Here is a 22,177-nt window from a genome sequence, read left to right on the forward strand (position 1 = left end):
TGAATCCAAGAAAACACTAGCGTGTGAGTGTCCGTCCTGTCATCGAGTATCTGTGGCTCTTTTCCTGCGAGAGGTCGGAGGTAACCATGCTGCAGGGGTGCGTGCCGTGGCCCGAGGAGGCGGCCGCCCGCTATCGCGCCGCCGGCTACTGGCGGGGCGAGGTGCTCGGCGGCCTGACCGCCGAGACGGCCAAGAGCGATCCCGGCAGGATCGCGATCGTCGCCGGGGGCCGGCGGCACACCTACGCAGAGGTGAACGAGCGGGCGGACCGGCTCGCCGCGGGACTGCACGCGCTCGGCGTGCGGGCCGGCGACCGAGTGGTGGTGCAGTTGCCCAACTCCGTCGAGTTCGTGGTGCTCTGCCTCGCTCTGTTCCGCCTCGGCGCCCCTCCCGTGCTGGCCCTTCCCGCCCATCGGCGCAGCGAGATCGGCTACCTCTGCTCGCTCACCGAGGCCGTCGCCTACGTCTGCCCCGACGTGGTGCAGGGTTTCGACTACCGCGAGATGGCCAGGGAGATCGGGCGGGACGCGCCGGGCCTGCGGCACGTGCTCGTGGCGGGCGACCCCGCCGGGTTCCGCTCGCTCGACGAGGTGGCCGAGGCCGTCCCCGCCGAGTTGCCCGCCCCGGATCCGGGCGAGGTGGCGTTCTTCCTGCTGTCCGGGGGCACGACCGGCCTGCCCAAGCTGATCCCGCGCACCCACGACGACTATGCGTTCCAGATCCGCGCCACCGCCGAGGCCATGGGATTCGACGAGAACGGGGTCTATCTGGCCGCGCTGCCGATCGCGCACAACGCCGCGCTCGGCTGTCCCGGCGTCCTCGGCGCGCTGCGCGCGGGTGGTACGGCCGTGCTCGCGGGCAGTCCCAGCCCGGACGAGGTGTTCCCGCTGATCGCCCGCGAGGGGGTCACGCTGACCACGCTGATGCCCGCGTTCCTGCCGCTCTGGCTCGACCTGGCCGACCTGTTCGACGTCGACCTGTCCAACCTGGTGATCGAGGTGGGCGGGGCGAAGCTACAGCCGGAGATCGCCGCGCGCGTCCGGCCCGAGCTGGGCGCCACGCTCACGCACTGGTTCGGCATGGCCGAGGGACTGCTGTGCTTCACCCGCCCGCAGGACCCGCCGGAGGCGCCCGTGCACACCCAGGGGCGGCCGCTGTGCCCGGACGACGAGATGCGCGTCGTGGACGAGGACGGCCGGGACGTGCCCGCGGGCGCCGTGGGCGAGCTGATCGCGCGCGGGCCGTGTCTGCTGCGCGGCTACTACCGCGCGCCGGAGTACAACGAGCGGGCGTTCACCCCCGACGGCTACCTGCGCACCGGAGACCTGGTCAGCCTCACCGAGCGGGGCGAGCTGGTCGTCGAGGGCAGGATCAAGGACGTGGTCAACCGGGGCGGAGAGAAGGTGCCGGCCGAGGAGGTGGAGGAGCACCTGCTCGCCCATCCGGCGGTGCGGGACGTCGCGGTCGTCGCCGTCCCCGACCGGGCGCTGGGCGAGAAGACCTGCGCCGTCGTCGTCGCCGCGGCGGGCGCCGAGCCGCCCACCCTGGGCGGGCTGCGCGACTTCGTCCAGGCCCGGGGGCTGGCGGAGTACAAACTGCCGGACCGGCTGCGGTTCGTGGACGCCCTGCCGCGCACGAGCATCGGCAAGATCGACAAGGTGACGCTGCGGCGGCGGTTCGCCGACCGGGCGGATCCCGCGCAGAGACGCTGAGACCGGCCGCGACGTCGTCGCGTACGGCTCCCGTACGTCCTCCGGCTCGAAGCCGAAGAGCCGGAGGACGTACGGGAAGACCTATGGGTGGACGTCGGCCTGGTCCAGGAGCCGGTAGAGCCGGTGGAAGCGGTCCCCCACGGGCAGTTCCCGCACGTCGCCGAACCCCGCCTCGCGGGCGAGCGATCGGACCGCATCGGGGCGCAGCACCGTGCCCGTGCCGCCCGCCCTCGAGTCCGTACGGCTGACGGGCAGGCAGTGCAGCACGCTCGTCGCGTACTGGAACCGCTCGATCTCGTCGCCCGGCGCGGTGAACCGTTCCGCCACCCGGGCGTCGAGGACGAGCACGACGCCGTCCGGCGCGCGCAGCTTTCCGCAGGCGCGCAGCACCTCGACCGGCCTGCTCATCTCGTGCAGGGTGTCGAACACGCACACCAGGTCGTAGCCCTCGCCCGGATCCACGGCCGCCGCGTCCGCCACGTGGAAGGCGGCCCGGTCCCGCACCCCGGCCTCGGCCGCGTTGGCCGTGGCGGCGGCCACCGTCTCCGGGTCGAGGTCGAACCCGTCGACGGCGACCCACGGGTAGGTCTTCGCGAGCGTGACGGCCGCCCAGCCCGCGCCGCAGCCGACGTCGGCCACGCGGGCCGGTCCCGCCCGGAGGCGGGCGTGCAGTTCGGGCAGGGCCGTACGGATCCATCCCGGCAGGGCGTGCGTGAACAGCGCCCGGTTGGCCCCGGAGTGCCCGTCGCGCCAGTCGTCGCCGTACGCCGAGTCGGGCACGCCGGCCCCGGTCCTGAAGGCGTCGAGCAGCCGCGGCAGCGCGGCGGCGACCCCGCCCAGCGGCAGCATGGTCAGCGAGACCATGGACAGCGGGCTGTCGGAGGCGAGCAGCACCTCGGCGTGCTCGGGCGGCAGCCGATAGCTGCGCGCCTCCGGGTCGGCCGACGGACCGCCGGACGGCGCAGCCGGCGGGTCGGCCGCCTCGATGAACCCGGCGACGGCCTGCTGCTCCAGCCACTCCCGGGCGTACCGTCGCGACACCCCGGCGCGGGCGGCCAGTTCGGCCGGCGTGGCCGGAGCCTGCGCGAGCGCCTGATAGAGGCCGAGCCGCACGCCCAGGTAACCCGACAGCAGTTCCTGGGTGTGCAGCATCGCCATGAACAGCCGGACGTTCAGGGCCCGGGCCCGGCCGCCGGGCGGCGGTGCGGTCAAGTCACTCCGCCAGTTCGCCGCGGGCGCGCAGGTTCGACACCACGTGCCCGGCCACCGCGTCGATCGTGGTGATCTGCCGGGCGGTGTTCTCGTCGATCGGCGGCAGGTCGAACTCGTCTTCCAGGGTGAAGGCCAGCTCCAGGAGCGCCAGCGAGTGGAAGCCGAGGTCCTCGACGAGGCGGCTGCCGGCCCTGGCCTCCGCCTGATCCGGGTTGGGCGCGAGCTCAAGGACGATCTCGCTGACGTACGCGCGCACGTCCTGCTCTGAGCGGCCCTCGACGGCGGTCGACTGATCAGTCATCTCTGCCTCCTGCTTGAGCTGTGATCACGGTTCCCGGCAGGCGTTCGTCGATGAACGCCTGCCACAGCTGGCGACGCTTGGGCTTGCCACTGGAGGTCCTGGCGATCGCCCCGCGCGGCGCGCTGACGAGCACGACCTCGGCCCCTTCCGTGCGCATGGACAGCAGCCGGGAGGCGGCCTCGACCCAGGACTGCTGCGCCTGCTCGAACATCGCCACCACGGTGGCGGTGCCCGATCTGTATCCGAGCAGCGCGGCCATGCGCTGCTCCGGGATGCCGGCGTGGTTCATGGCCAGTTCGAGGTCCTCGGCGAACAGCGCCCGGCCGCGCAGCTTGAGGCTGTCGCCCAGCCTGCCGAGGACGTAGAGCTGGCCGTCGTGCCGGAATCCGACGTCGCCGGTGCGCAGCACGCCGTCCTCGATCGAGGTGAGCGAGCCCGACCCTGCGGCGCACCCCGCCACATATCCCGGCGTCACCGACTCGCCGCGCACGACGATCTCGCCGACCACGCCGTCGGGCAGCGGCGCGCCGTCCTCGTCCACCACGCTCACCTGTACGCCGTCGAGCGGTCTGCCGCACCCGACGACCGGCTGCGCTCCGCCGGGGTCGGCCGCGCCACGCGGATCGGCGTCGGCGTCGGCGTCGGCGTGGGCGTCGGCGTGGGCGTCGGCGTCGGCGATCGCGGCGCCCAGGTTGAGGCTGGACGGCCGCACCCGCAGCATGCTCCAGCCCTCCCCCAGCGGCAGCCCGGTCACGGCCAGGGTCGCCTCGGCCAGGCCGTACGCCGGGAGGATGGCGCGGCGGTCGAAGCCGTACGGCTCGAGCAGCGCGCAGAAGCGCTCGAGCACCTGGGGGTCGACGCGCTCCGCCCCGACGATCACGGCGCGCAGCGCGGACAGGTCGAGGCCCGCCAGCGCGGCCGGCCTCGCCCTGCGCACGATGTAGCCCAGCCCGAAGCTCGGCATCGAGGTCAGCACGGCCTGAGGTTCGCCGAGGTCACCGGTTCCGGCGTCGAAACAGCGCAGGAAGCGGATGGGGTCGCGGACGAACTCCTCGGGCGGGAGCTGCCACAGATCGCCGCCGCCCACGACCGGTGTGATCAGACAGCCGATCAGCCCCATGTCGTGGTGGACGGGCAGCCACGACGCGGTGGCGTCGCCGGGGGTCATGCGCAGCCACGCGCGGATCGCCGCCACGTTGGCGGCCAGCGCGTGGTACGGCACGGCGACCCCACGCGCGTGGCCGCTCGATCCGGAGGTGAACTGGAGCAGGGCCACCTCTCCCGGGTCGGCCCGCACCGGCCCGTCACCGGCCGCGATCACCTCCTCCGTCGCCACCACCCGTACGGCGCCCGCCGTCGCGGCGATCTCCGATATCCGCGGGACGAGGTGGGCCTCGGCGACGACCAGCGCGGGGGCGGCGGTGCCGATCAGCCCCGCGACGTGGCCGCGGTAGACGTCGCGGTCGGTGAACGCCAGCGGAGGGGCGACGGGCGAGGCCGCCGCCCCGGCCAGCAGCGCGCCGAACAGGGTGGCCACGAAGTGCGGCCCGGCCGGCTGGACGACGGACACCACGTCGCCCCGGCGCACACCGTGGGCGCGCAACCCGGCGGCGACGCGCTCGGCCAGCCCGGCCAGACGCTCGTAGGACCAGAACTCCCAGTGGTCGTCGCGGGCGAAGCGGATGCCGCGCCGGGCGTCCGGTGCCGCGATCCACCCGAGCAGCGTCTCGTGTGCGTCCGTCTCGGTCGGCATGTCCCGCCCCCTCAGGGTCAGCGACAGAATACAACAAGCAAGATTTATCTAATATGCTGAGAAAATACCAGCGGCAAATCAAGATACGAGACCTCCGCGGTCTCGTCGGCCCGGTGGAGGCGCCCGGTGAGCGAAACCCTGTCCAACGTCGCCGAGGTCGCACCGCTCATCCGTGAGCGCGCGGCGGAGATCGAGCAGGGCCGGCAGGTGCCCGCCGACGTCGTCGGTCTGCTCGCCGAGGCGGGCTGCCTGCGCATGCTGGTGCCCGCCCACCACGGCGGCGACGCGCTGCCGCTGGCCGACGCGCTCCGGGTGATCGAGGAGATCTCCCGTGCCGACGGCTCGACCGGTTGGCTGATCGGCCAGATCGGGCTCGCGCATCTGCTGTTCGCCTGCTTTCCCGAGCAGGCGCAGAAGGAGATCTACGCCGGCGGCCCGGACGTCGCGGGCGCCGGCGCGGTGGCGCCCAAGGGCAGGGCCGCCGCCGACGGAGACGGCTGGCGGGTCACCGGACAGTGGCCGTTCGTGACCGGATGCACCCACGCCGAGTGGGTCTATCTCAACTGCATGGTGGTCGAGGGGCGCACGCCCCAGGTCGGGCCGGGCGGCGTGCCGCTCACCAGGATGGCGCTGTTCCCCGCCGCCGAGCTGGAGATCCTCGACACCTGGGACGTCGTGGGGCTGCGCGGCACCGCCAGCCACGACGTCCGCGTCAGCGGCGCCTTCTGCCCGGGCAGGCGCGGGTTCAGCCTGCAGGGCGACACACCGGGCGTACGGCAGGCCGTCTTCTCGATCGCACAGGCGGGGCTGCTCATCGCCGCCGTCGATCTGGGCATCGCCCAGGGCGCGCTCGACGAGATCGCCGAGCTGGCGGAGGGCGGGCGGCGGCGCTCGTTCAGCCGGGGCTCGATGGCCTCCTCTCCGGTGTTCCAGGACCGGCTCGGCGAGGCCTGGCTCACCGTACGCGCCGCCCGGGCGCTGCTGCACGAGGAGGCGGGCGCGGCGTGGGAGACCGCGACGGCCGGGCGGGTGGCCGAGCCGCTGGGCCGGGCGTGCCTGCGCGCGACGGCCGCCAAGGTGACCGACCTCGCGGCCCGGGCCGTACGGACCGCGCACGAGCTGGCCGGAGGGGCCGCCGTCTACCAGACCTCCCCGCTGCAGCGCCGGCTGCGGGACATCCACACGGCCACCCAGCACTTCGTCAACGGCCGCGACTTCTACGCCACGGTGGGCGCCCTGCTCGTCGGTGAGAAGGTCGACCCGGCCGGCTTCTGAGATCCTCCAGAACATCGGTCGAGTAACGACACCTTGAGGAAGTCCCTTATCGGTTCCGGTCGCTGCGCCGGGAGGAAGCTCCGGTCCGCTGCCAGGCCCCGCCGAGCGGGGCCCGGCGTGCGGTCCTCGCTCCCTCCCGCTCCGCTCCCTGCCGTTCCGCGCTCCGCTCCCTGCCGTCCCGCGCTCCGTTCCCTGCCACCCCGGCCGACGACCACGTGACCGCCCCGCTGGACGGGTCCGGACGGGCTCGGGGCTCAGGGCGTGGGGACCGCCTGCACCCCGGTCACGCCGGCGCCGAAGTAGCGCTCCCGCAGGGTCTGCTCCGCCGGGTCGTAGGCGGTGCGGAACAGGCCGCGCCGCTGCAGCTCCGGGATGAGGAGGTCGCAGATGTCGTCGATGCCCTGGCTGGTCGGGCACGGGATGAGGTTGAACCCGTCGACGTCCGCAACGGTCAGCCACTCCTCGATCCGGTCGGCGACCTCCGTAACCGTGCCGAAGAGGGTGACCGGGCTGCTCCGGCGCGGCCGCCGCGGGGTCGCCACCAGGTAGCGCACGTCGCCCACCGTCCACTCACGGCCCGGGCCGAGCCGCTTGAGGAAGCCGACGAAGCTCTGGCTGCCCTGCCCGGCCACCTCGGAGACCGGCGTCTCATCGGGGTAGGCCGCCAGGTCGACGTCCATCCAGCCGCACCACTTGGCCAGCTGTCCCTCTCCGCTCCACAGCGTGACGTACTCCTCCGCGCGGCGCCTGGCCTCCTCGCGGGTCTCGGCCACCATCACCATCGTCCCCTGCAGGGCCTTGACCGAGCGGGGGTCGCGGCCGGCCTCCGCGGCCAGGCCGCGCAGCCGGGAGACCTGTTCCGCCCCGTTCTCGGGGTCGGAGAGGGTGAGGAAGACGACCTCGGCGTGCCGCGCCGCGAAGGCGAGCCCGCGCGGCGACGACCCCGCCTGGTAGAGCACGGGCGTGCGCTGCGGCGACGGCTCGCACTGGTGCGGCCCGCGCACCTCGAACCAGTCGCCCTTGTGGTCGATCTCGTGCACCTTCGCCGGGTCGGCGAACACGTCGGCGGCGGCGTCCCTGACGACCGCGTCGTCCTCCCAGCTGCGCTCCCACAGCGCCCGCGCCACCGCGACGTACTCGTCGGCCCGGTCGTATCGCCTGTCGTGGTCGAGATAGTCGCCCAGTCCGTTGGCTGTGGCGGAACGCAGATACGAGGTGACGATGTTCCACGCGATCCGGCCGCCGGTCAGGTGGTCGAGCGAGCTGAACAGCCGGGCGCACTCGTACGGCGCGTGATAGGTGGTGGAGTACGTCACGGCGAACCCGAGCGACCTGGTCGCCGCCGCGGCCGCCGGGATGACCAGCACGGGATCGATGGACGGGATCTGCACCGCGTGCCGTACGGCCGGCCCCCACGAACCCCGGTAGTTGTCGTAGACGCCGTGGATGTCGGCGAAGAAGAGCGCGTCCACGCAGGCGCGCTCGAGACGCCCGGCCAGCTCCGTCCAGTACTCCAGCGAGCGGTACCCCGTGGCCGTGCGGTCGGCCGGATGCCGCCAGAACCCCTTGAACTGCGGCGAGGGAGAGCACTGCGTGAATACGTTCAGGTGCATGACACAAACGCTACATACGGACCGTCGCCGAAGATACCTTCCGGACCAACATTCTCGTATCTTGTTACCAGTGTCGTGTCTTCGGGAGAGGAAACCAGCATGCCGGTACGGCCCCGCATCGACATCACGTCGGTCGTCCAGCTCACCGAGCTCGCTGACTACATCGTGCCGTTCGCGATCAGGGTCGTCTGCGATCTGGCGGTGGCCGACGAGCTGACCGAGGGCCCGCGCACGGTCGAGCAGCTGGCCGAGGCGACCGGCGCGCACGCCCCGTCCCTCCACCGTGTGCTGCGGGCGCTCGCGGGCCGCGGCATCTTCACCGAGACCGCCCCCGGGACCTTCGGTCTCACCCCGCTGGCCGAGCCGCTGCGCTCCGACCATCCGTTCTCGGTGCGGGAGTGCTTCCCGCTCATGCCGCCCGACATCCACTCCTGGGCGCGGCTGTCGGACGGCATCAGGACCGGACGCACATCGTTCGACGAACTGCACGGCACCCGCTACTACGAGTGGATGGCCGACCACCCCTACGAGTGCCTCCGTTTCGAGCGGTCGGCCGAGAGCGTGAACCCGCTCGTGCTGCGGACCCTCGTGCCCGCCGTCGACTGGTCGGGCATCGGCACGCTCGTCGACGTGGGCGGCGGCCACGGCACGTTCCTCGCCGGAGTCCTCGGCAGGCTGCCGGGCACCCGTGGGGTGCTGCTCGACCTGCCCCACGTCGCGGCCGAGGCCGCCCGGGTGCTGGCCGACGCCGGGTTGGACGACAGGTGCGAGGTCGTCGGCGGCGACTTCTTCACGTCGGTGCCGCCGCTGGGCGACGGCTACCTGCTCAAGACGATCCTGCACGACTGGGACGACGAGCGTGCCTCGCTGATCCTGCGCAATGTGCGTACGGCCATGCGCGACGACAGCCGGGTGCTCGTCGTCGAGTCCGTGCGCCACCCGGGCGACGGCTACGACGTGGGGAAGATCATGGACGTCAAGGCGCTGGCGCTGTTCGGCGGGCACACCCGTACGCCCGAGGAGTTCGAGGCACTGTTCGCCGGCGCCGGTCTGCGGATGACCCGCGTGACCGAGACCCCGACCATGTCGGTCATCGAGGCGACCGCCGCCTGAACACGGCCCCGTCCGCCCTGGCGCGCGTAAACCACGAACCGGAGACCACGAGCCGGAGACCACGGGCGGGAAGCCGCGGACCGGAAACGAGAGACCAGAACCGAGTCGGGCCCCACGGCCGGCACAGCACGGAGGAGCAGCCATGCCACGCCTTGACGGCGCCACCCACATCAACCTGACCGTCACCGACCTCGACATCAGCGCCGAGTGGTACGGCAGGGTGTTCGAGATGGTGCAGGTCAACGACGTCACGCCGCCCGGGTCGGGATTCCGTTTCCGCACCCTGGTGCACCCGGCGTCCTTCGCCTCGGTCGTGCTCGGCCGACCGGAGGAGGGCGCGGCGGGCGGGACCTTCGACGAACGCCGGATCGGGCTGCACCACTTCGCCTACCACGTGCCGGAGCGCGCCGACCTCGACCTGTGGGCCGACCACCTCGACGCGGTCGGCGTCGGCCACTCCGGCATCACCACCTCGGCGCACGAGGCGGGATCGCAGATCTGGCTGCGCGATCCGGACGACATCTGGCTGGAGCTCTACTGGGTCAACCGCGACTTCTTCGCGGGGCGGCTGCGCGAGCAGTGGCGGGCCGCACGCCGGGCCGGCGCCCGCCACCCCTTCCTCCCCACCCCCCTTGCCCGTGATCTTGCGAATTCTCGCAGATCACCCTCCTGACCTGCGCGTACCCATCGCGTGATCTTGCGAATTCTCGCAGACAAGCCCTCCGACCTGCTCCTACATGTTTCGTGATCTTGCAGTTGGACATGGAATGCAAGATCACGAACGACGTTTTCGCTGCTCAACGGCCAGGTCTGCGAGAAACTGCAAGATCACGGAAGGAAAAGCGCCTGCTCGCGGCACCTGTGTGCGAGCATTCGCAAGATCACGGGGTGGGGAGGTCGTCCTCGCTCCGGGCGACCAGGGTGTCCCCCAGGACGAGCAGGTCCAGCTCCTTGCCGCGGACGAACGTCGAGACCGCGTCCGCCGCGGAGGCGACGATCGGCTCGCCCGCGAGGTTGAACGACGTGTTCACCACCGCGGGCACCCCCGTGATCTCGCGGAACGCGTCGATCAGCGACCAGTAGTCGGGGTTGGTCTCCCGGTGCACGGTCTGCGGCCGGGCCGAGCCGTCCACGTGGGTCACGGCGGGCACGGTGAGCCGGGCGTCGGCGCGGACCCGCGCGGCGGCCAGCATGAAACGCGACGGCGGGCCGACCGGCCCCTCGATCAGGCTCTCGACGTGCTCGGCGAGGATGCTCGGCGCGACCGGCCGCCACATCTCCCGCCCCTTGATCACGTTGAGCCGTTCCAGGCTCTTGCGGTCGCGCGGGTCGGCGAGGAAGCTGCGCGTGCCGAGCGCGCGCTGGCCGATCTCGCCCCGTCCGCGAGCCCAGGCCACGACCTTGCCTTCGGCGAGGCTGCGGGCCGCCGCCCGCGCCAGGGCGTCGCGATCGAGGCGCCGGGCGACGAGCCCCGCCTCGGAGACCGAGGCCGCCGCGCCGGCCGGATCGATGTCCAGCGACCAGTACGCGTGGTCGATCACGGTCGGGCTGAAGTTCTCCGCCTCGGCTGCGACGACGAGCGCCGCGCCCAGCGACACCCCCGCGTCGGTCGGCACCGGCGGCACGTAGACCGTGTCGAAGAGGCCGCTGCGCACCAGCCGTCCGACCATCGTGCAGTTCATCGCGACCCCGCCGGAGAGCGTGAGCACCGGCACGTCCGTACGGCGGCGCGCCTCGGCCGCCAGCTCCAGCACGGCATCCTCCAGCGCCTCCTGCACCGACGCGGCGAAGTCCGCGTACGCGATGGGCTCCTCACCGGTGCGGGGGACGAAGGGGAAATGACGGGCGAAGGCCGGATTCACCCCTTCGGCGACGACCGGGTAGTAGGCGAGCAGCGGCCCGGCGGCCGACCTGCGCACGCCGGCCTTCCCGGCCTGCTCGTCGTGCCTGATCTCGTAGCCGCCCGGCACGGCGCGCAGCGGCATGTCCTGCCCGGCACGGCCGTACGCCGCCAGGCCCATGAGCTTGCCGGTGCCCCAGTAGCCGAGGCCGGCCCACTCGGCCGCCGCGTTGTAGAAGAAGCCGAGCGACTGGGTGACCGGCCACTCGCGCAGGATCTCTATGTCGCCGTCGAGCGCGCTGCCGACCGAGGTCGCCTGGGTCTCCCCCGCTCCGTCGATGACCAGCACGGCGGCGTCGCGGACCCCCGCGCTGTAATAGGCGCTCGCGGCGTGCGCGATGTGGTGCTTGACCCAGCGCACCGGCGGCATGACCAGGTCGTCGGCCCCGGGGAACAGCATGGCCCGCAGTCCCTCGTCGGTGAACCGCCGGTTGCGGCCGAGCGGGAGGACGCGGAAGTCCCATCCGATGGCCACGGCGTCCAGGTCGGCCGGGCCGATGCCTTCGGCGGCCAGACAGGCGGCGACCGCCTCTGCCGGGGGCTGGCCCACCGCGTGCTTGCGCCGGCTCAGCCGTTCCTGCTCGATCAGCACCCGCAACGCCCCGTCCCGCAGCAGCGCGGCCGAGGAGTCATGAAAGCCGATGTTCACTCCCAGCACGTAGCCCGTCGGCATCGCGATCTCCCTTCACCGCCGAGTCCGGCCCGCCGCGGGCGGCGACTGCCAGCACGGCACGGATGATGTTGTGGTAGCCGGTGCACCTGCAGAGGTTTCCGCGCAGCCCGCAGCGCACCTCGCGCTCGCCCGCGTCCGGCTGCTCCCGCAGCAGGGACACCGCGGCCAGCACCATGCCCGGCGTGCAGTAGCCGCACTGCAGCGCGTGGTGCTCACGGAAGGACTCCTGGACGGGATGCGGCCGGTCGTCGGCGGCCAGGCCCTCGGCGGTCACCACCTCGCGGCCGTCCGCCTGGGCCGCCAGCACCGTGCACGACTTGACCGACCTGCCGTCGAGCAGCACCGTGCACGCCCCGCACGAGGTGGTGTCGCATCCGTGGTTGGCGGCGGTCAGCCCGAGCCCGTCGCGCAGGTGACCGAGCAGGGTCGTGCCCGCCTCGACGTCGGCGACCTGCCGTGACCCGTTCACCGTCAGCGTGACCGTGAGCCTGGTCCGTCCGGGCGGCTCGCTCATGGCGCCACTCCCCTCCCCGCTGTCTCCACGCCGATCTCCTCGAGCGCCCGGCGCGTCAGCACCCGGGCCAGATGCCGGCGGTAGCCGCCGCTCGCCCGTACGTCGTCGGGCGGGGCGGTGCCGGCGTCGGCCAGCGCGGCGGACGCCTCGGCCCCCTCGCCCCGCGCGAGCGCGGCCTCGGTCTCCCCGGCCCGTACGACCGTCGGGCTCATCCCGGACAGCGCCACCCGCGTCGTCTCCCCGGCGACCGCCAGCACCGCGACGACCGCCCATTCCAGCGCGTCGCGGCTGAACTTCCGGTAGCTCCAGGCGGCGGGTACGGCCGGCGCCGGGACGCGTACCTCGACCAGCAGTTCACCGGGGGCGATCACGGTGCTCCCCCGCGCGCGGGCGAACCCGTCGAAGGGCAGCACGCGGCGGCCCCCCGGCCCGTCGAGCACGACGCGCGCGTCCAGCGCGAGCGCGGCGACGGCGAGGTCGGCCGCCGGGTCGGCGTACGCGAGCGATCCGCCGATCGTGCCCATGTGGCGCACCTGCGGGTCGCCGATCGCGGCCGCCGCCGCACGCAGGGCGGGCAGCCGGGCGGCCAGCAGGCCGCTCGCGGCCAGTTCGTGGTGACGGGTGGCGGCCCCGATCGCGATGTGGTCGCCGCGGTCCTCGACGAACGACAGCTCGGGCACCCGGCCGATGTCGAGCAGGACCTCGGCGCGGGTCCGTCCGGCACGCAGGTCGGGCAGCAGCGACTGGCCGCCCGCCAGCGGCGTGACCCGCCCGGGGTGCTCGGCCAGCACGGCGAGCGCCTCGGCCAGCGACTCGGCGCGGTGGTAGGCGAAGCTCACGGCCCTCCCCCTTCGCGGTAGGCGAGCGCGGCCACGCCCGCCGTGATCGCCTTCAGCACCGAGGCCTGCTCGGAGACGAGATAGAAGTGGTCGCCGGGGAAGGCGGTCAGCGTGAATTCGGACGACGTCCAGGCCGACCAGCCCCGCGCCTCGTCCTCGGTGACCTCCGGGTCGCGGTCGCCGTAGAAGGCGAGCACCGGCACCGGCAGCGGTGCGGCCGGGCCGGGCAGATGGGTCTCGGCGACCTCGTAGTCGGCGCGCAGCGTGGGCAGCGACAGCTGCCGCAGCAGGGCGCTGCCGAGCACGTCCTCGTGGGTGCCGCCGAGCCTGCCGGTCTCCGCCCACAGCGTGTCGTCGTCGGCGAGGTGCACGGTGGTGGCGCGCAGCCGGTGCGGGGCCGGCCGTCCCGAGACCACGAGCGCGGCCGGTGCCGTCCCGCGTGCGGTCAGGCGGCGGGCGACCTCGTGCGCCACCGAGGCGCCCAGGCTGTGGCCGAACAGCACGACCGGCCCCCGCCGGGCCAGCGGGGCCACGGCGAGCGCGGCACGGTCGGCCATCTCGGTCATCCGCCGGACCAGCGGCTCGGAGGCGCGGTCCATGCGCCCGGGATACTGGACGGCGAGCAGCTCGACGTGGCCGGGCAGGAGGGGCGCCCACGGCCGGTAGAAGGCGGCGCTGCCCCCCGCGTGCGGGAAGCAGATCAGCCGTGCGGCGGCGAGGGGCCGGGGCAGATAGCCGCGCAGCCAGTCGTGGCCGGTCGCCGGGCCCATCTCGATCTTCATGACGCCCCCTCGGCCGCCGTCGCCAGTGCCTTGACCGCGTCGGGCCCGAGCATCCGCGGTTCCTCGCCGCGCACCAGTTCTGGCGGGCCGAGCAGCGCGGTGATGTCCTGCCAGAGCCGGCACAGGGTGAGGTGGTACTGCCCCTCCCGCGCGGGAGACGTGCCGGCCGACGCGGCCGCGTGCAGCCGCCGGAGGGCGTGCTCGATCCCCTCCGGCCACACCGTGTCGAAGATCCGCCGGTAGCTCGGCGCCTCGGCCGGGCCCAGCGGTACGGCACTGGGCACGTCCAGGTGGTCACCGGCCGCGCCGGAGTCCGCGCCGCCCGGCGGGCCCTCCGCGAAGTGGACGGTGCCGGTGGCGGCGTCCTGGACCTCGCGCGGGAAGTCCGGCCGCGGGCTCCACACGACGGGTCCGTGCGTGCCGACCAGAGTGAGATTGCCCGCCTCCGTGCCGATCGTGATCCGGTGCAGGAGATGGGCGTGGTTGTCCGGATCGGCCGGGTCCAGCTGGTTCTGCACGCGCAGCGTCAGCGGCACGCCCGCGAGCACGCCGTCGAGGCCGCGGAACGGGACGTCCAGCGTGGTCAGCCGGGCCGCCGCCGCGTCACGAGGCGCCGGCGGCGTGAACGCCCAGGGCCGTACGCCGCCGAGCGACCGGCCGAGGATGTCGAGCAGCGCGTAGGCGACCTGGAAGCCGCAGGCGGCGTCGACGTAGCGGGCCGGTCGCCGGGCCAGCAGTTCGGCCGCGGCGGCCAGGAAGCGCCGCACGGGGGCGACGTTCACGTAGAAGGAGTTGAGGTGGTAGACGACCCCGGCGCGCTTCGCCGTGCGCAGGCACGCCGCCAGCTCGTCGTGGTGCAGCGGGTGCTCCTGCAGCACGTGGACGCCGCGTTCCATGAGCGCCTGGGCCACCTCTGCGCCGGGACCGCCGAGCAGCCCGCCGCGGATGACCACGCACGCCAGCCTGACGTCTCCGGGCACCTGGCCGGGGTCGGTGTAGAGCGGCACGCCGTAGTGCTCGGCGCAGGCCAGCGACCGCTCGCTTCCCCTGGCCAGGATCCCGGCGAGTTCGAAGGGGAAGCCGGGCCGGCGGAACGCCTGCAGGTAGACCTGGCCGAACTTGGTGCCCGCGACCAGCACACGGGGCCGCGGAACCCTGAGCGGACCCTCTTCCGACCCATCCGTCTGCCCGTTCAAATGGTGCCCTCCTCGTCCACCTCGTCCGGATCGCCGTCGAACACCTCGAGCGCGGTGACCGCCCGGCTGCCGCGCAGCAGGTCCACCGCCCAGCGCGGATCGAGCGCGTCGGCCAGGTGATGCACGCCCGGCCCGACCAGGCCGCCGGCGACGGCCAGCGCGGCCAGCCCGGCGGTGGTGCCGCTGAGCGCGCCCGCGCCGACGGCCCGCAGGGCGAGCGTCCTGGTGCGCGCTCCGTCCGAGAGGCCGAAGACCATGAGCTGATAGCGGTCGTGCCCGAAGCAGTCGAGCTCGGCCGCCGCGCGCAGCCCGTCGGCGGCGGCGCGCAGCGCCGCCTCGTCCCCGGCTGCGCCCCTCGACAGCGCCGCGACCACGTGCTCGCCGGGGAAGGCCGACCACCAGTCCACCCGGTCCAGTTCCAGCCGCGCGGCCAGCCGCTCGGTCTCGGTGCTCAGGTACGGCACGGCCGTGACCCGATCGGGAAACCGGGGCGGCCGGACGCCGGTGCGGGTGCCGAGCGCGCCGGCGACCCGGCGTCCGTCACGCCAGGCCGCCCTGGCCGCGCCGTACCCCGCGCCGGACGCGCCCAGATAGTCGAGCGCGGCGGCGGCGGTGAAGGTGTCGCGGCCGCCGACGTACGCCTCGAGCGTCCGCCCTCCGCTTCCCGGGACGAGCGGGTCGGCGAGCAGCCTGGGCAGCAGGCCGCTGAGCCCCGGCATCATCCCCGCCGACACGACGGCCGGGCGGCTCCAGGACAGGGCGCCGAGCGCCGCGTGCAGCGGGTCGTCGCCAGCCGCGTCGACGTAGGCCGCCCCGGCCGCGTGCGCGGCCGCCGCCACCCTCGTCCCGATCACCCGGGCCGGGCCGGCGCAGTTGACGACGATGTCGCACCCGGCGCAGAACCGGGCCAGGGCGGCGGGGTCGGCCGCGTCCACCCGCAGCGCCCGCGCGCCGCCGAGTTCCTTGGCCTGTGACTCGGCGCGTGCGGCGTCCCGCCCGCCGAGGCGCAGCCGTCCGGCGCCGGCGTCGCGCAGCCAGGCCGCCGCCGCGGCGCCGACGTCTCCGTAGGAGCCGACTATGCCGATCTCCGCTTCGGTTCCTCCCGGCGCGGGGGGAGCACCCGGGCCCGCCGTCATCGGCCGGTCTCGCCGTCCAGCGCCCGCCCGATCTCGGCGGCCTCGTCGGCGGCGCGGCGTACGGCGCATTCGCCCAGGCAGGCGTCCCGCCACCAGCGCACGGCGGCGGAGTCGTCCGGCGTGTCCGGGGCCAGGATCAGCGCGACGTCCCCGGCGTAGACGGAGGCGGGCTCGTCACCGGCCGGCGGATCGACGACGGTGAGCGCCGTCACCTCGATCCCGCTCTCGGTGAGCTGACGGGCGAGCTCGAGGGCGAGCGGGCCGCCGCTGCCATACCCCACGACGTGGTAGGCGTCGTCGCGTGGCACCTCGGCGACCGTCTCGGCGACCACCAGCTCGCGCAGCGTCGGCGCGGGCAGATCGCCGCGGCCGGCCGCTGCCTCGCCGGAGACGCCCAGCACGGCGCCGCGTTCCCGCAGGGCCCGCAGCAGCCTGGGGTGCCCGAGAAGGCTGCCGGACGCGTCGTGTGCGAGCAGGTAGCGGGCCGGGCCGCTGCCGCCGAGCGGCACCAGCGCGGCCTCGGGCCCGTCGTCGGCGGGCGGCCCGCCGGGCACGCCGAAGGCCGGCGCGTCGGCGTCCGCCTGCCCGGCCAGGTGAGCGGCGAGCGCCCCGACCGACGGGTGTTCGAGCACCTGCCGCAGCAGCTCGTCGAAGAACACGCCCGCCGCCTCCGGGACCTCGTCGACGATGCGGGCGCTCAGCTTGGCCGCCTGCAGCGAGTCGCCGCCCAGCGCGAAGAAGTCGTGGTCGCGGGCCACCTGCTCGACGCCGAGCACGTCCGCCCAGATCGCGGCGACCCGCCGTTCCAGGTCGGTGCGCGGCGCCTCCCCGCCGGCCGGCGCGGCCGGCCCGCCGCTCGGCAGCAGACGACCCAGTGCCGCCCGGTCGAGTTTCCCGCTGGAGTTGTACGGCAGCGCGTCGACGATCTGGATCGCGGCCGGGACCATGTAGTCCGGCAGCCGCTCGGCGAGGTGGTCGCGCAGCCCGGCCGGGTCGAGCGGCGTGCGGTCGGCCTTGAACCTGGCCGCGAACACGCGGATGCCCACCTCGGCCATCGGGTCCCCGGCCTCGGGCAGCCGTACGGCGGCCTCGGCCCCCGCCCCGGCGAGCACCTCGGCCCACTGGTCCTCGCGCAGGAACGTCTGGTCGGCGCCCCGCCGCAGGTCGGCGAAGTCGCCCAGGGTCTCGTCGAGGCGGACGAGCAGCTCCAGCGACGTCATGATCTGGTAGTGGTCCCGGGTCATCTCGACGAAGACGAGCCATCCGCCGGGCGCGAGCAGTTCCCTGAGCCTCGACAGCGTCTCGGAGACGTCGCGGGTGGCGTGCAGGACGTCGCCGGCGACGATGACGTCCACACTGTTCGGCGACAGCCCCTGGGCCGGGAAGTCGGCGTCCAGGTCGAAGGCGGCGAAGCCGACCTGCGGGTGGTGGCCGAAGCGGCGCCGGGCCTCGTCGAGGAAGAACGGCGACAGGTCGGTGACCAGATAGTCGTACGGCACCCCGTCGAGCAGGTCGAGCACCTCGGCGGTCGTGCCGCCCGCGCCCGCGCCCACCTCGAGGATCCGCACCGGACGGTCCCCCGCGAGATCGTCGGCGAGACCGCGCACCAGGGCGGCGGCCGTACGAGCCGCCCAGCGGTTGAACAGCGTCCCCGCGTACAACCGGTCGGAGACGTCGAAGCGGCCCTCGGGGAACAGCAGGCGGGCGGGGTCCTCCTCGCCGCGCAGCAGGGCGGGCAGGTTCGCGGCGTTGTCGCGGAAGTAGCCGAGCAGGTCGGCGTCGGCCCGCCCGGCCGCGGCCGGCGCGTCCCCCACACGCCGCCAGGCGGTCGCGGTGTCGGCCGCGGCGCCGGCCGGGGTCAGCCGGTGACCGTGGTGCGCGTCGCCGGTGAGCAGCCCCTCCTCGGTGAGCGCGCGCAGGAAACGGCGGACCAGCCGCCGGTGCCGGGGGGTGACGCCCGCCTTGGCGTTGATCTCGTCGAGCGTGTGCGTGTCGGACTCGGTGACGAACAGGCCGCTCGCGCGGAAGGCGTCGAGCATCGTGCCGAGCGACACCTCGTCGAGCCGGCGCAGGTGGTCGAGATAGGCCGGCAGGTCGACGCCGCGCAGCGGCTCGCGTCCGGCGGCGACGGCGGGTCCGGTGAGCCCGGCGGCCTCCGGCAGCGGCGGCGGCTCACGCCTGGCCGTCTCGGCGAATCCCACCAGCCGGCGTTCGAGCGGCTGGTCGCCGTGTGCGACCACGGCGCATCCGGCCACGCCGGGATGGGCCGCGAGCGCGGCCTCGATCTCGGCCGGCTCGATGCGGTGGCCCCGGATCTTGACCTGGAAGTCCTCCCTGCCGAGGAACTCGATGGCCCCGTCGGGCAGATAGCGGCCGAGGTCGCCGGTTCGGTAGAGCCGCTCGCCGGTGACCGGGTGGGTGACGAACCGCTCCGCCGTACGGCCGGGGTCGTTCAGGTAACCCTCGGCCAGCCCCGACCCGCCGATGTAGAGCTCGCCGGGCACCCAGTCCGGGCGGGGGCGCATCGAGTGGTCCAGGACGTGGAAGGTCTGGTTGGCCAGCGGCACGCCGTACGGAATGCTCCGCCAGGCGGGATCGACCGCCTCGATGGGGTGATGGATCGACCAGATCGCCGCCTCCGTCGCCCCGCCCAGGCTGACCACCCGCAGGCCGGGCAGCCTGCCGCGGATCTGGTCGGGCAGCGGCACCGGGATCCAGTCGCCGCTGAGCAGGGCGAGCCGGAGCGTGGGCAGCTCGACCGCCGGCGCGGCCCGCAGATAGTCGGCGAGCATCTGGAGCTGCGCGGGAACGGAGTTCCACAGGGTCACCCCGTGTTCGGCGATCAGCTCCGCCCAGTGCACGGGGTCCCCGCGGCGCGCCGGGCTGGGCAGCACCAGGCGGGCGCCCGCGGCCGGCGGGCCGAAGATGTCGTAGACCGACAGGTCGAAGCCGAGGTTGGCCAGGCCGAGCACCCGGTCACCGGAGTTCACGCCGAAACGGTGGTCGATGTCCGCGACCGTGTTGAGCGCGGCCCGATGGCTGATCATGACTCCCTTGGGGGAGCCGGTCGAGCCCGAGGTGTGGATGACGTACGCCAGGTCGTCCGCGCTCACCCGCCGCTCCGGCAGCCGGTCGGGCATGCGGCCGCGCAGGCCGTCCACGGCGACGACCCGGCAGTCCCCCGGCCACGGCCCGGCGGCCAGATCTTGCTGGGTGAGGACGAGCCGGATGCCCGCCGAGCCGATCATCAGGTCGCGCCGGGCGGGCGGCTGGTTGGTGTCGATCGGCACGTAGACCCCGCCGGCCATCAGCGTGCCCAGCACGGCGACGATCTGCTGCCACCCCTTGTCCGCCACGACGGCGACGAGCTCGCCGGGCGCGAGGCCCTGCCGCAGCAGCTCGGCCGCGACGCCGTCGGCCCTGACGACCAGGTCTTCGTAGCTCAGCGTGACCTCGCCCGCCACCACGGCGGGGTCGCACGGCGTGCGCAGCGCCCGGTCGAGCAGCCCCTCATGCAGCAGGTCCCCGGGGGAGTGCCCGGGCAGCGTCGCAGCGGTGTCGTTGACCCGGGCCCGCCGGTCGCGCTGGGCCTCGGGCAGCGGCACGGGGGCGATCTCCCGCCAGGGCGCGTCGGCGGCGGCCAGCCCGCGCAGCAGCGTCTCGTACGCGTGGAACATGTCGTCGGCGAGCCCGTCGGGGAGGACGCCCTCCCGGATGTCCCAGTTGGTCCACAACTCGCCGCCGCGCTCGATGTTCTGGCAGTCGATCCACACCTGCGGCGTCTGGCTGATGCCGTACCCGAGGCGGGTGAAGCCCTCCCGGCCCCTGCCGTCGTCGAGGCCGATGGCGCTGGTGAAGACCACGGGCATGAGCGCGGCCGCCGCGCCACGCCGTCTGGCGATCTCCCGCACCACCTCGACTCCGGAGAACAGCCGGTGGTCGAGATCGGTCCACAGGGTGGCCTGTGTGCTCTTGGCGCGGTCGGCGAACGTGGTGTCCGGCCGCCGCTCCACCGCGAGCAGGTCGACCGAGGTGAAGTCGCCGACCAGCCGGTTCACCTGGGGGTGCACCGGCGGCCGGTTGAGCAGCGTGATGTCGAGGCTGAAGTCGGGCTTGGTGCTCCAGACGCCGATGACCTCGGCGAAGGCGGCCAGCACGGCGCCCGAGGGGGTGATGCCGTGCTCGCCGGCGCGGCGGCGCAGCTCCGCCCACTCCGCCTCGGGCAACGTGAGCGCCAGACGGCGGAACCGCGGCGGGGACGGCTCGGCGCCCGGCGTCCTCGATCCCCCCGCGGCCGGCGGCAGCTCGGGCGCGGGCGGCAGCTCGTCGATCCGGGACAGCCAGTAGTCGCGGTCACGCTCATATCGCGGCCCGGAGCGGGTGCCCGCCTCGGCGAGCAGGCAGTCGCGGAAGGTGATCTCCAGGGGCTCCGGCGGCTCGTCCGGGTGGCGGTAGGCCTGGTAGAGCTCGTCGAGGAGGATCTGCAGGCTGACGAAGTCGCAGATGAGGAAGTCGATCGAGAAGTGCAGGACCGCCCGGTGCGGCCCGCGGGTGACGCGCAGCGTGAACAGCGGCCACTCGTCGGTGCGGTAGACCCGGTGATCCAGCTCGGCCCGGTTCTCGGTCAGGGTCGCCTCGAACCCGTCCTCGCCGGTCTCGTCCACCCGGATGCGGTACGGCTCCGCCTCCGGAAGGACCCGCTGCACGCCGCCGGGGTCGATCACCGCGCGGAGCATGTCGTGCCGGGCGATCACCGTGTTCCACGCGGTTTCGAGGCGCGCCGGGTCGAGACCGGTGACGTCGATCTCTCCGTAGCCGTGGCAGCCCACTCCGCCGTAGGCGAAGCTGTCGCGGCGGCCGAGAAGATAGGCGCTCTGCACGTCGGTGACGGGGAACGGCTCGTGCCGCTGCTCGGGGTGGGGGACGGCGACCGGCCCGCGCAGCGCGTCGAGCACCGCGTCGCGGTTCGCGCGCAGCGCCTCCTTGCGCTCCTCGGTCATCACGCCGCTCGGCGCCCGGAAGCGGAGCCGCCCGTCCTCCTCCCACAGCCGTACGCCAAGGGAGTCGAGCTCGAGGATCAGCTTCTCGACGCTCACAGCAGGCCCTCCTCGTAGTCCACCGGGTCGGTCTGTTTGAGCTGCTCGGCGACGACCTCGGCGAGATCGGCCACCGTCGGCCGGTCGAAGAGGGCGCGTAACTGCACCTCGGCCCCGTAGCGCGTCCGCACGGCGGCGATCACGCGGGTGGCGGTGAGGCTGTCGCCGCCGAGTGCGAAGAAGCTCTGCCCTCTGCCGCGCACCGGCGTGCCGAGCAGCTCGGCCCACAGCCCGGCCAGCTCGGCCTCGATGCCCTCGCGCGGGGGCTCGTCGGACGGTTCCTCGTCTCCCGCCTCGATCAGCCGCTCGATCGCGGTTCTGTCGATCTTGCCGTTGTGGTTGAGCGGGAACGCCTCCAGCACCAGCACCCGGTCGGGCAGCATGTACGACGGCAGCCGCTCGCGCAGGAACTCCTCGACCCCCGACAGGTCGGCACCCGGCTCGGTGACCACGGCGGCGGCCAGTTTGCGGGTGGCCTGCCCGACCGCGATCACCACGGCGTCGCGCACCCCCGGGTGAGCGGTCAGCGCGGCCTCGATCTCTCCCAGCTCGATGCGATGCCCGCGGATCTTCACCTGGAAGTCGGCCCGGCCCAGGAACTCCAGCGTCCCGTCCGGCCAGTAACGCCCCAGATCACCGGTCCGATACCAGCGCACCCCGCCCGAGGTCACGAACCGCTCGGCCGTCCGCTCCGGATCACCCCGATACCCCAGCGCCACCCCGGCGCCGCCGATCCACAGCTCGCCCGGCACCCAGTCGGGACGGTCACGCCCACGCCCGTCCACCACCCGGAACATCTGGTTGCGCAGCGGCACGCCGTACGGAATCGACCGCCAGTGCGGCGGCACCTCCCGCACCTCGTGGTAGTTGGACCAGATGGCGGCCTCCGTCGCGCCGCCGAGTGCGATCAGCCGGGCGTCCGGGGCGAGCGCGGTGAGACGGTCGCGCAGGTCGAGCCCCACCCAGTCACCGGAGACGAGGGCGAGCCTGAGCGGTCCGAGCGATTCCGAACCCGCGGCGACGAGGAGCATGTCGAGCAGGGCGGGCACGGTGTTCCACACC

General features: G+C 73.8%; 16 protein-coding genes. 4 read left to right on the forward strand and 12 right to left on the reverse strand.

Going from position 1 to position 22,177, the window contains the following annotated elements; all coding sequences use genetic code 11:
• Positions 1-86 precede the first annotated feature (86 nt).
• Positions 87-1,712: an AMP-binding protein gene (locus AP234_RS31075; RefSeq protein WP_055483318.1), complete on the forward strand. Its 1,626-nt coding sequence runs from the start codon at positions 87-89 to the stop codon at positions 1,710-1,712.
• Between the two features lie 81 nt (positions 1,713-1,793).
• Here the strand turns inward: AP234_RS31075 and AP234_RS31080 are convergent, their stop codons facing one another.
• Genes AP234_RS31080 through AP234_RS31090 form a run of 3 tightly spaced genes read right to left on the reverse strand, consistent with a single transcriptional unit; the run spans position 1,794 to position 4,978 of the window.
• Positions 1,794-2,924, reverse strand: a complete 1,131-nt coding sequence (locus tag AP234_RS31080; protein WP_055483319.1) for a methyltransferase domain-containing protein — start codon at positions 2,922-2,924, stop codon at positions 1,794-1,796.
• Position 2,925: 1 nt separating this feature from the next.
• Entirely contained in the window at positions 2,926-3,225 is a 300-nt protein-coding gene (locus tag AP234_RS31085; RefSeq protein ID WP_055483320.1) for a phosphopantetheine-binding protein, read from the reverse strand.
• Entirely contained in the window at positions 3,218-4,978 is a 1,761-nt protein-coding gene (locus AP234_RS31090) for an AMP-binding protein (protein WP_055483321.1), read from the reverse strand. The genes AP234_RS31085 and AP234_RS31090 overlap by 8 nt, the downstream gene beginning before the upstream one ends.
• A gap of 126 nt (positions 4,979-5,104) precedes the next feature.
• Between AP234_RS31090 and AP234_RS31095 the strand changes: the two genes are divergently transcribed.
• Positions 5,105-6,253, forward strand: a complete 1,149-nt coding sequence (locus AP234_RS31095; RefSeq protein WP_055483322.1) for an acyl-CoA dehydrogenase family protein — start codon at positions 5,105-5,107, stop codon at positions 6,251-6,253.
• A gap of 254 nt (positions 6,254-6,507) precedes the next feature.
• Here the strand turns inward: AP234_RS31095 and AP234_RS31100 are convergent, their stop codons facing one another.
• The gene (locus tag AP234_RS31100) at positions 6,508-7,866 is read right to left on the reverse strand and encodes an LLM class flavin-dependent oxidoreductase (RefSeq protein WP_055483323.1); all 1,359 of its coding nucleotides are present in this window, start codon (positions 7,864-7,866) and stop codon (positions 6,508-6,510) included.
• Between the two features lie 99 nt (positions 7,867-7,965).
• Between AP234_RS31100 and AP234_RS31105 the strand changes: the two genes are divergently transcribed.
• Together AP234_RS31105 and AP234_RS31110 are read left to right on the forward strand one after the other, a co-directional pair.
• Positions 7,966-8,979, forward strand: a complete 1,014-nt coding sequence (locus tag AP234_RS31105) for a methyltransferase (RefSeq protein WP_055483324.1) — start codon at positions 7,966-7,968, stop codon at positions 8,977-8,979.
• A gap of 142 nt (positions 8,980-9,121) precedes the next feature.
• A complete protein-coding gene (locus AP234_RS31110) occupies positions 9,122-9,652 on the forward strand; it encodes a VOC family protein (protein ID WP_063843155.1) in 531 nt (176 codons plus the stop codon).
• 208 nt (positions 9,653-9,860) lie between these two features.
• On the opposite strand, the gene AP234_RS31115 is transcribed toward AP234_RS31110, so the two are convergent.
• The 8 genes from AP234_RS31115 to AP234_RS39730 all read right to left on the reverse strand — a co-directional run.
• Entirely contained in the window at positions 9,861-11,552 is a 1,692-nt protein-coding gene (locus AP234_RS31115; RefSeq protein WP_055483325.1) for a carbamoyltransferase C-terminal domain-containing protein, read from the reverse strand.
• Positions 11,509-12,066 (reverse strand): (2Fe-2S)-binding protein, encoded by a 558-nt coding sequence (locus AP234_RS31120; protein ID WP_055483326.1) that lies wholly within the window; start codon positions 12,064-12,066, stop codon positions 11,509-11,511. Before AP234_RS31120 ends, AP234_RS31115 begins: the two co-directional genes overlap by 44 nt.
• Positions 12,063-12,905 carry an FAD binding domain-containing protein gene (locus AP234_RS31125; RefSeq protein ID WP_055483327.1) on the reverse strand — a complete coding sequence of 281 codons (843 nt, stop codon included), beginning with the start codon at positions 12,903-12,905 and terminating at the stop codon, positions 12,063-12,065. The genes AP234_RS31120 and AP234_RS31125 overlap by 4 nt, the downstream gene beginning before the upstream one ends.
• Positions 12,902-13,687: an alpha/beta fold hydrolase gene (locus tag AP234_RS31130; RefSeq protein WP_235558485.1), complete on the reverse strand. Its 786-nt coding sequence runs from the start codon at positions 13,685-13,687 to the stop codon at positions 12,902-12,904. The genes AP234_RS31125 and AP234_RS31130 overlap by 4 nt, the downstream gene beginning before the upstream one ends.
• Entirely contained in the window at positions 13,684-14,883 is a 1,200-nt protein-coding gene (locus AP234_RS31135) for a Gfo/Idh/MocA family oxidoreductase (RefSeq protein ID WP_055483328.1), read from the reverse strand. Before AP234_RS31135 ends, AP234_RS31130 begins: the two co-directional genes overlap by 4 nt.
• Complete coding sequence (locus tag AP234_RS31140) at positions 14,880-16,019, reverse strand: saccharopine dehydrogenase NADP-binding domain-containing protein (protein WP_055483329.1); 1,140 nt, start codon at positions 16,017-16,019, stop codon at positions 14,880-14,882. The genes AP234_RS31135 and AP234_RS31140 overlap by 4 nt, the downstream gene beginning before the upstream one ends.
• Positions 16,016-21,115 (reverse strand): non-ribosomal peptide synthetase, encoded by a 5,100-nt coding sequence (locus AP234_RS31145; RefSeq protein ID WP_055483330.1) that lies wholly within the window; start codon positions 21,113-21,115, stop codon positions 16,016-16,018. Before AP234_RS31145 ends, AP234_RS31140 begins: the two co-directional genes overlap by 4 nt.
• On the reverse strand, positions 21,112-22,177 hold a 1,066-nt coding region (locus AP234_RS39730; protein ID WP_152990721.1), incomplete at its 5' end, for a non-ribosomal peptide synthetase. The genes AP234_RS31145 and AP234_RS39730, both read right to left, overlap by 4 nt.

Origin of the sequence: Sphaerimonospora mesophila, assembly GCF_001417795.1 — a bacterium.
Taxonomy (GTDB): domain Bacteria; phylum Actinomycetota; class Actinomycetes; order Streptosporangiales; family Streptosporangiaceae; genus Sphaerimonospora; species Sphaerimonospora mesophila.

What these genes read in the sequence shown, in the direction of transcription:
- AP234_RS31075 (WP_055483318.1), top strand. Translation starts at nt 87, where the DNA reads ATGCTGCAGGGGTGCGTGCCGTGGCCCGAGGAGGCGGCCGCCCGCTAT.
- AP234_RS31085 (WP_055483320.1), bottom strand. Translation starts at nt 3,225, where the DNA reads ATGACTGATCAGTCGACCGCCGTCGAGGGCCGCTCAGAGCAGGACGTG.
- AP234_RS31090 (WP_055483321.1), bottom strand. Translation starts at nt 4,978, where the DNA reads ATGCCGACCGAGACGGACGCACACGAGACGCTGCTCGGGTGGATCGCG.
- AP234_RS31100 (WP_055483323.1), bottom strand. Translation starts at nt 7,866, where the DNA reads ATGCACCTGAACGTATTCACGCAGTGCTCTCCCTCGCCGCAGTTCAAG.
- AP234_RS31105 (WP_055483324.1), top strand. Translation starts at nt 7,966, where the DNA reads ATGCCGGTACGGCCCCGCATCGACATCACGTCGGTCGTCCAGCTCACC.
- AP234_RS31110 (WP_063843155.1), top strand. Translation starts at nt 9,122, where the DNA reads ATGCCACGCCTTGACGGCGCCACCCACATCAACCTGACCGTCACCGAC.
- AP234_RS31115 (WP_055483325.1), bottom strand. Translation starts at nt 11,552, where the DNA reads ATGCCGACGGGCTACGTGCTGGGAGTGAACATCGGCTTTCATGACTCC.
- AP234_RS31120 (WP_055483326.1), bottom strand. Translation starts at nt 12,066, where the DNA reads ATGAGCGAGCCGCCCGGACGGACCAGGCTCACGGTCACGCTGACGGTG.
- AP234_RS31130 (WP_235558485.1), bottom strand. Translation starts at nt 13,687, where the DNA reads ATGAAGATCGAGATGGGCCCGGCGACCGGCCACGACTGGCTGCGCGGC.
- AP234_RS31140 (WP_055483329.1), bottom strand. Translation starts at nt 16,019, where the DNA reads ATGACGGCGGGCCCGGGTGCTCCCCCCGCGCCGGGAGGAACCGAAGCG.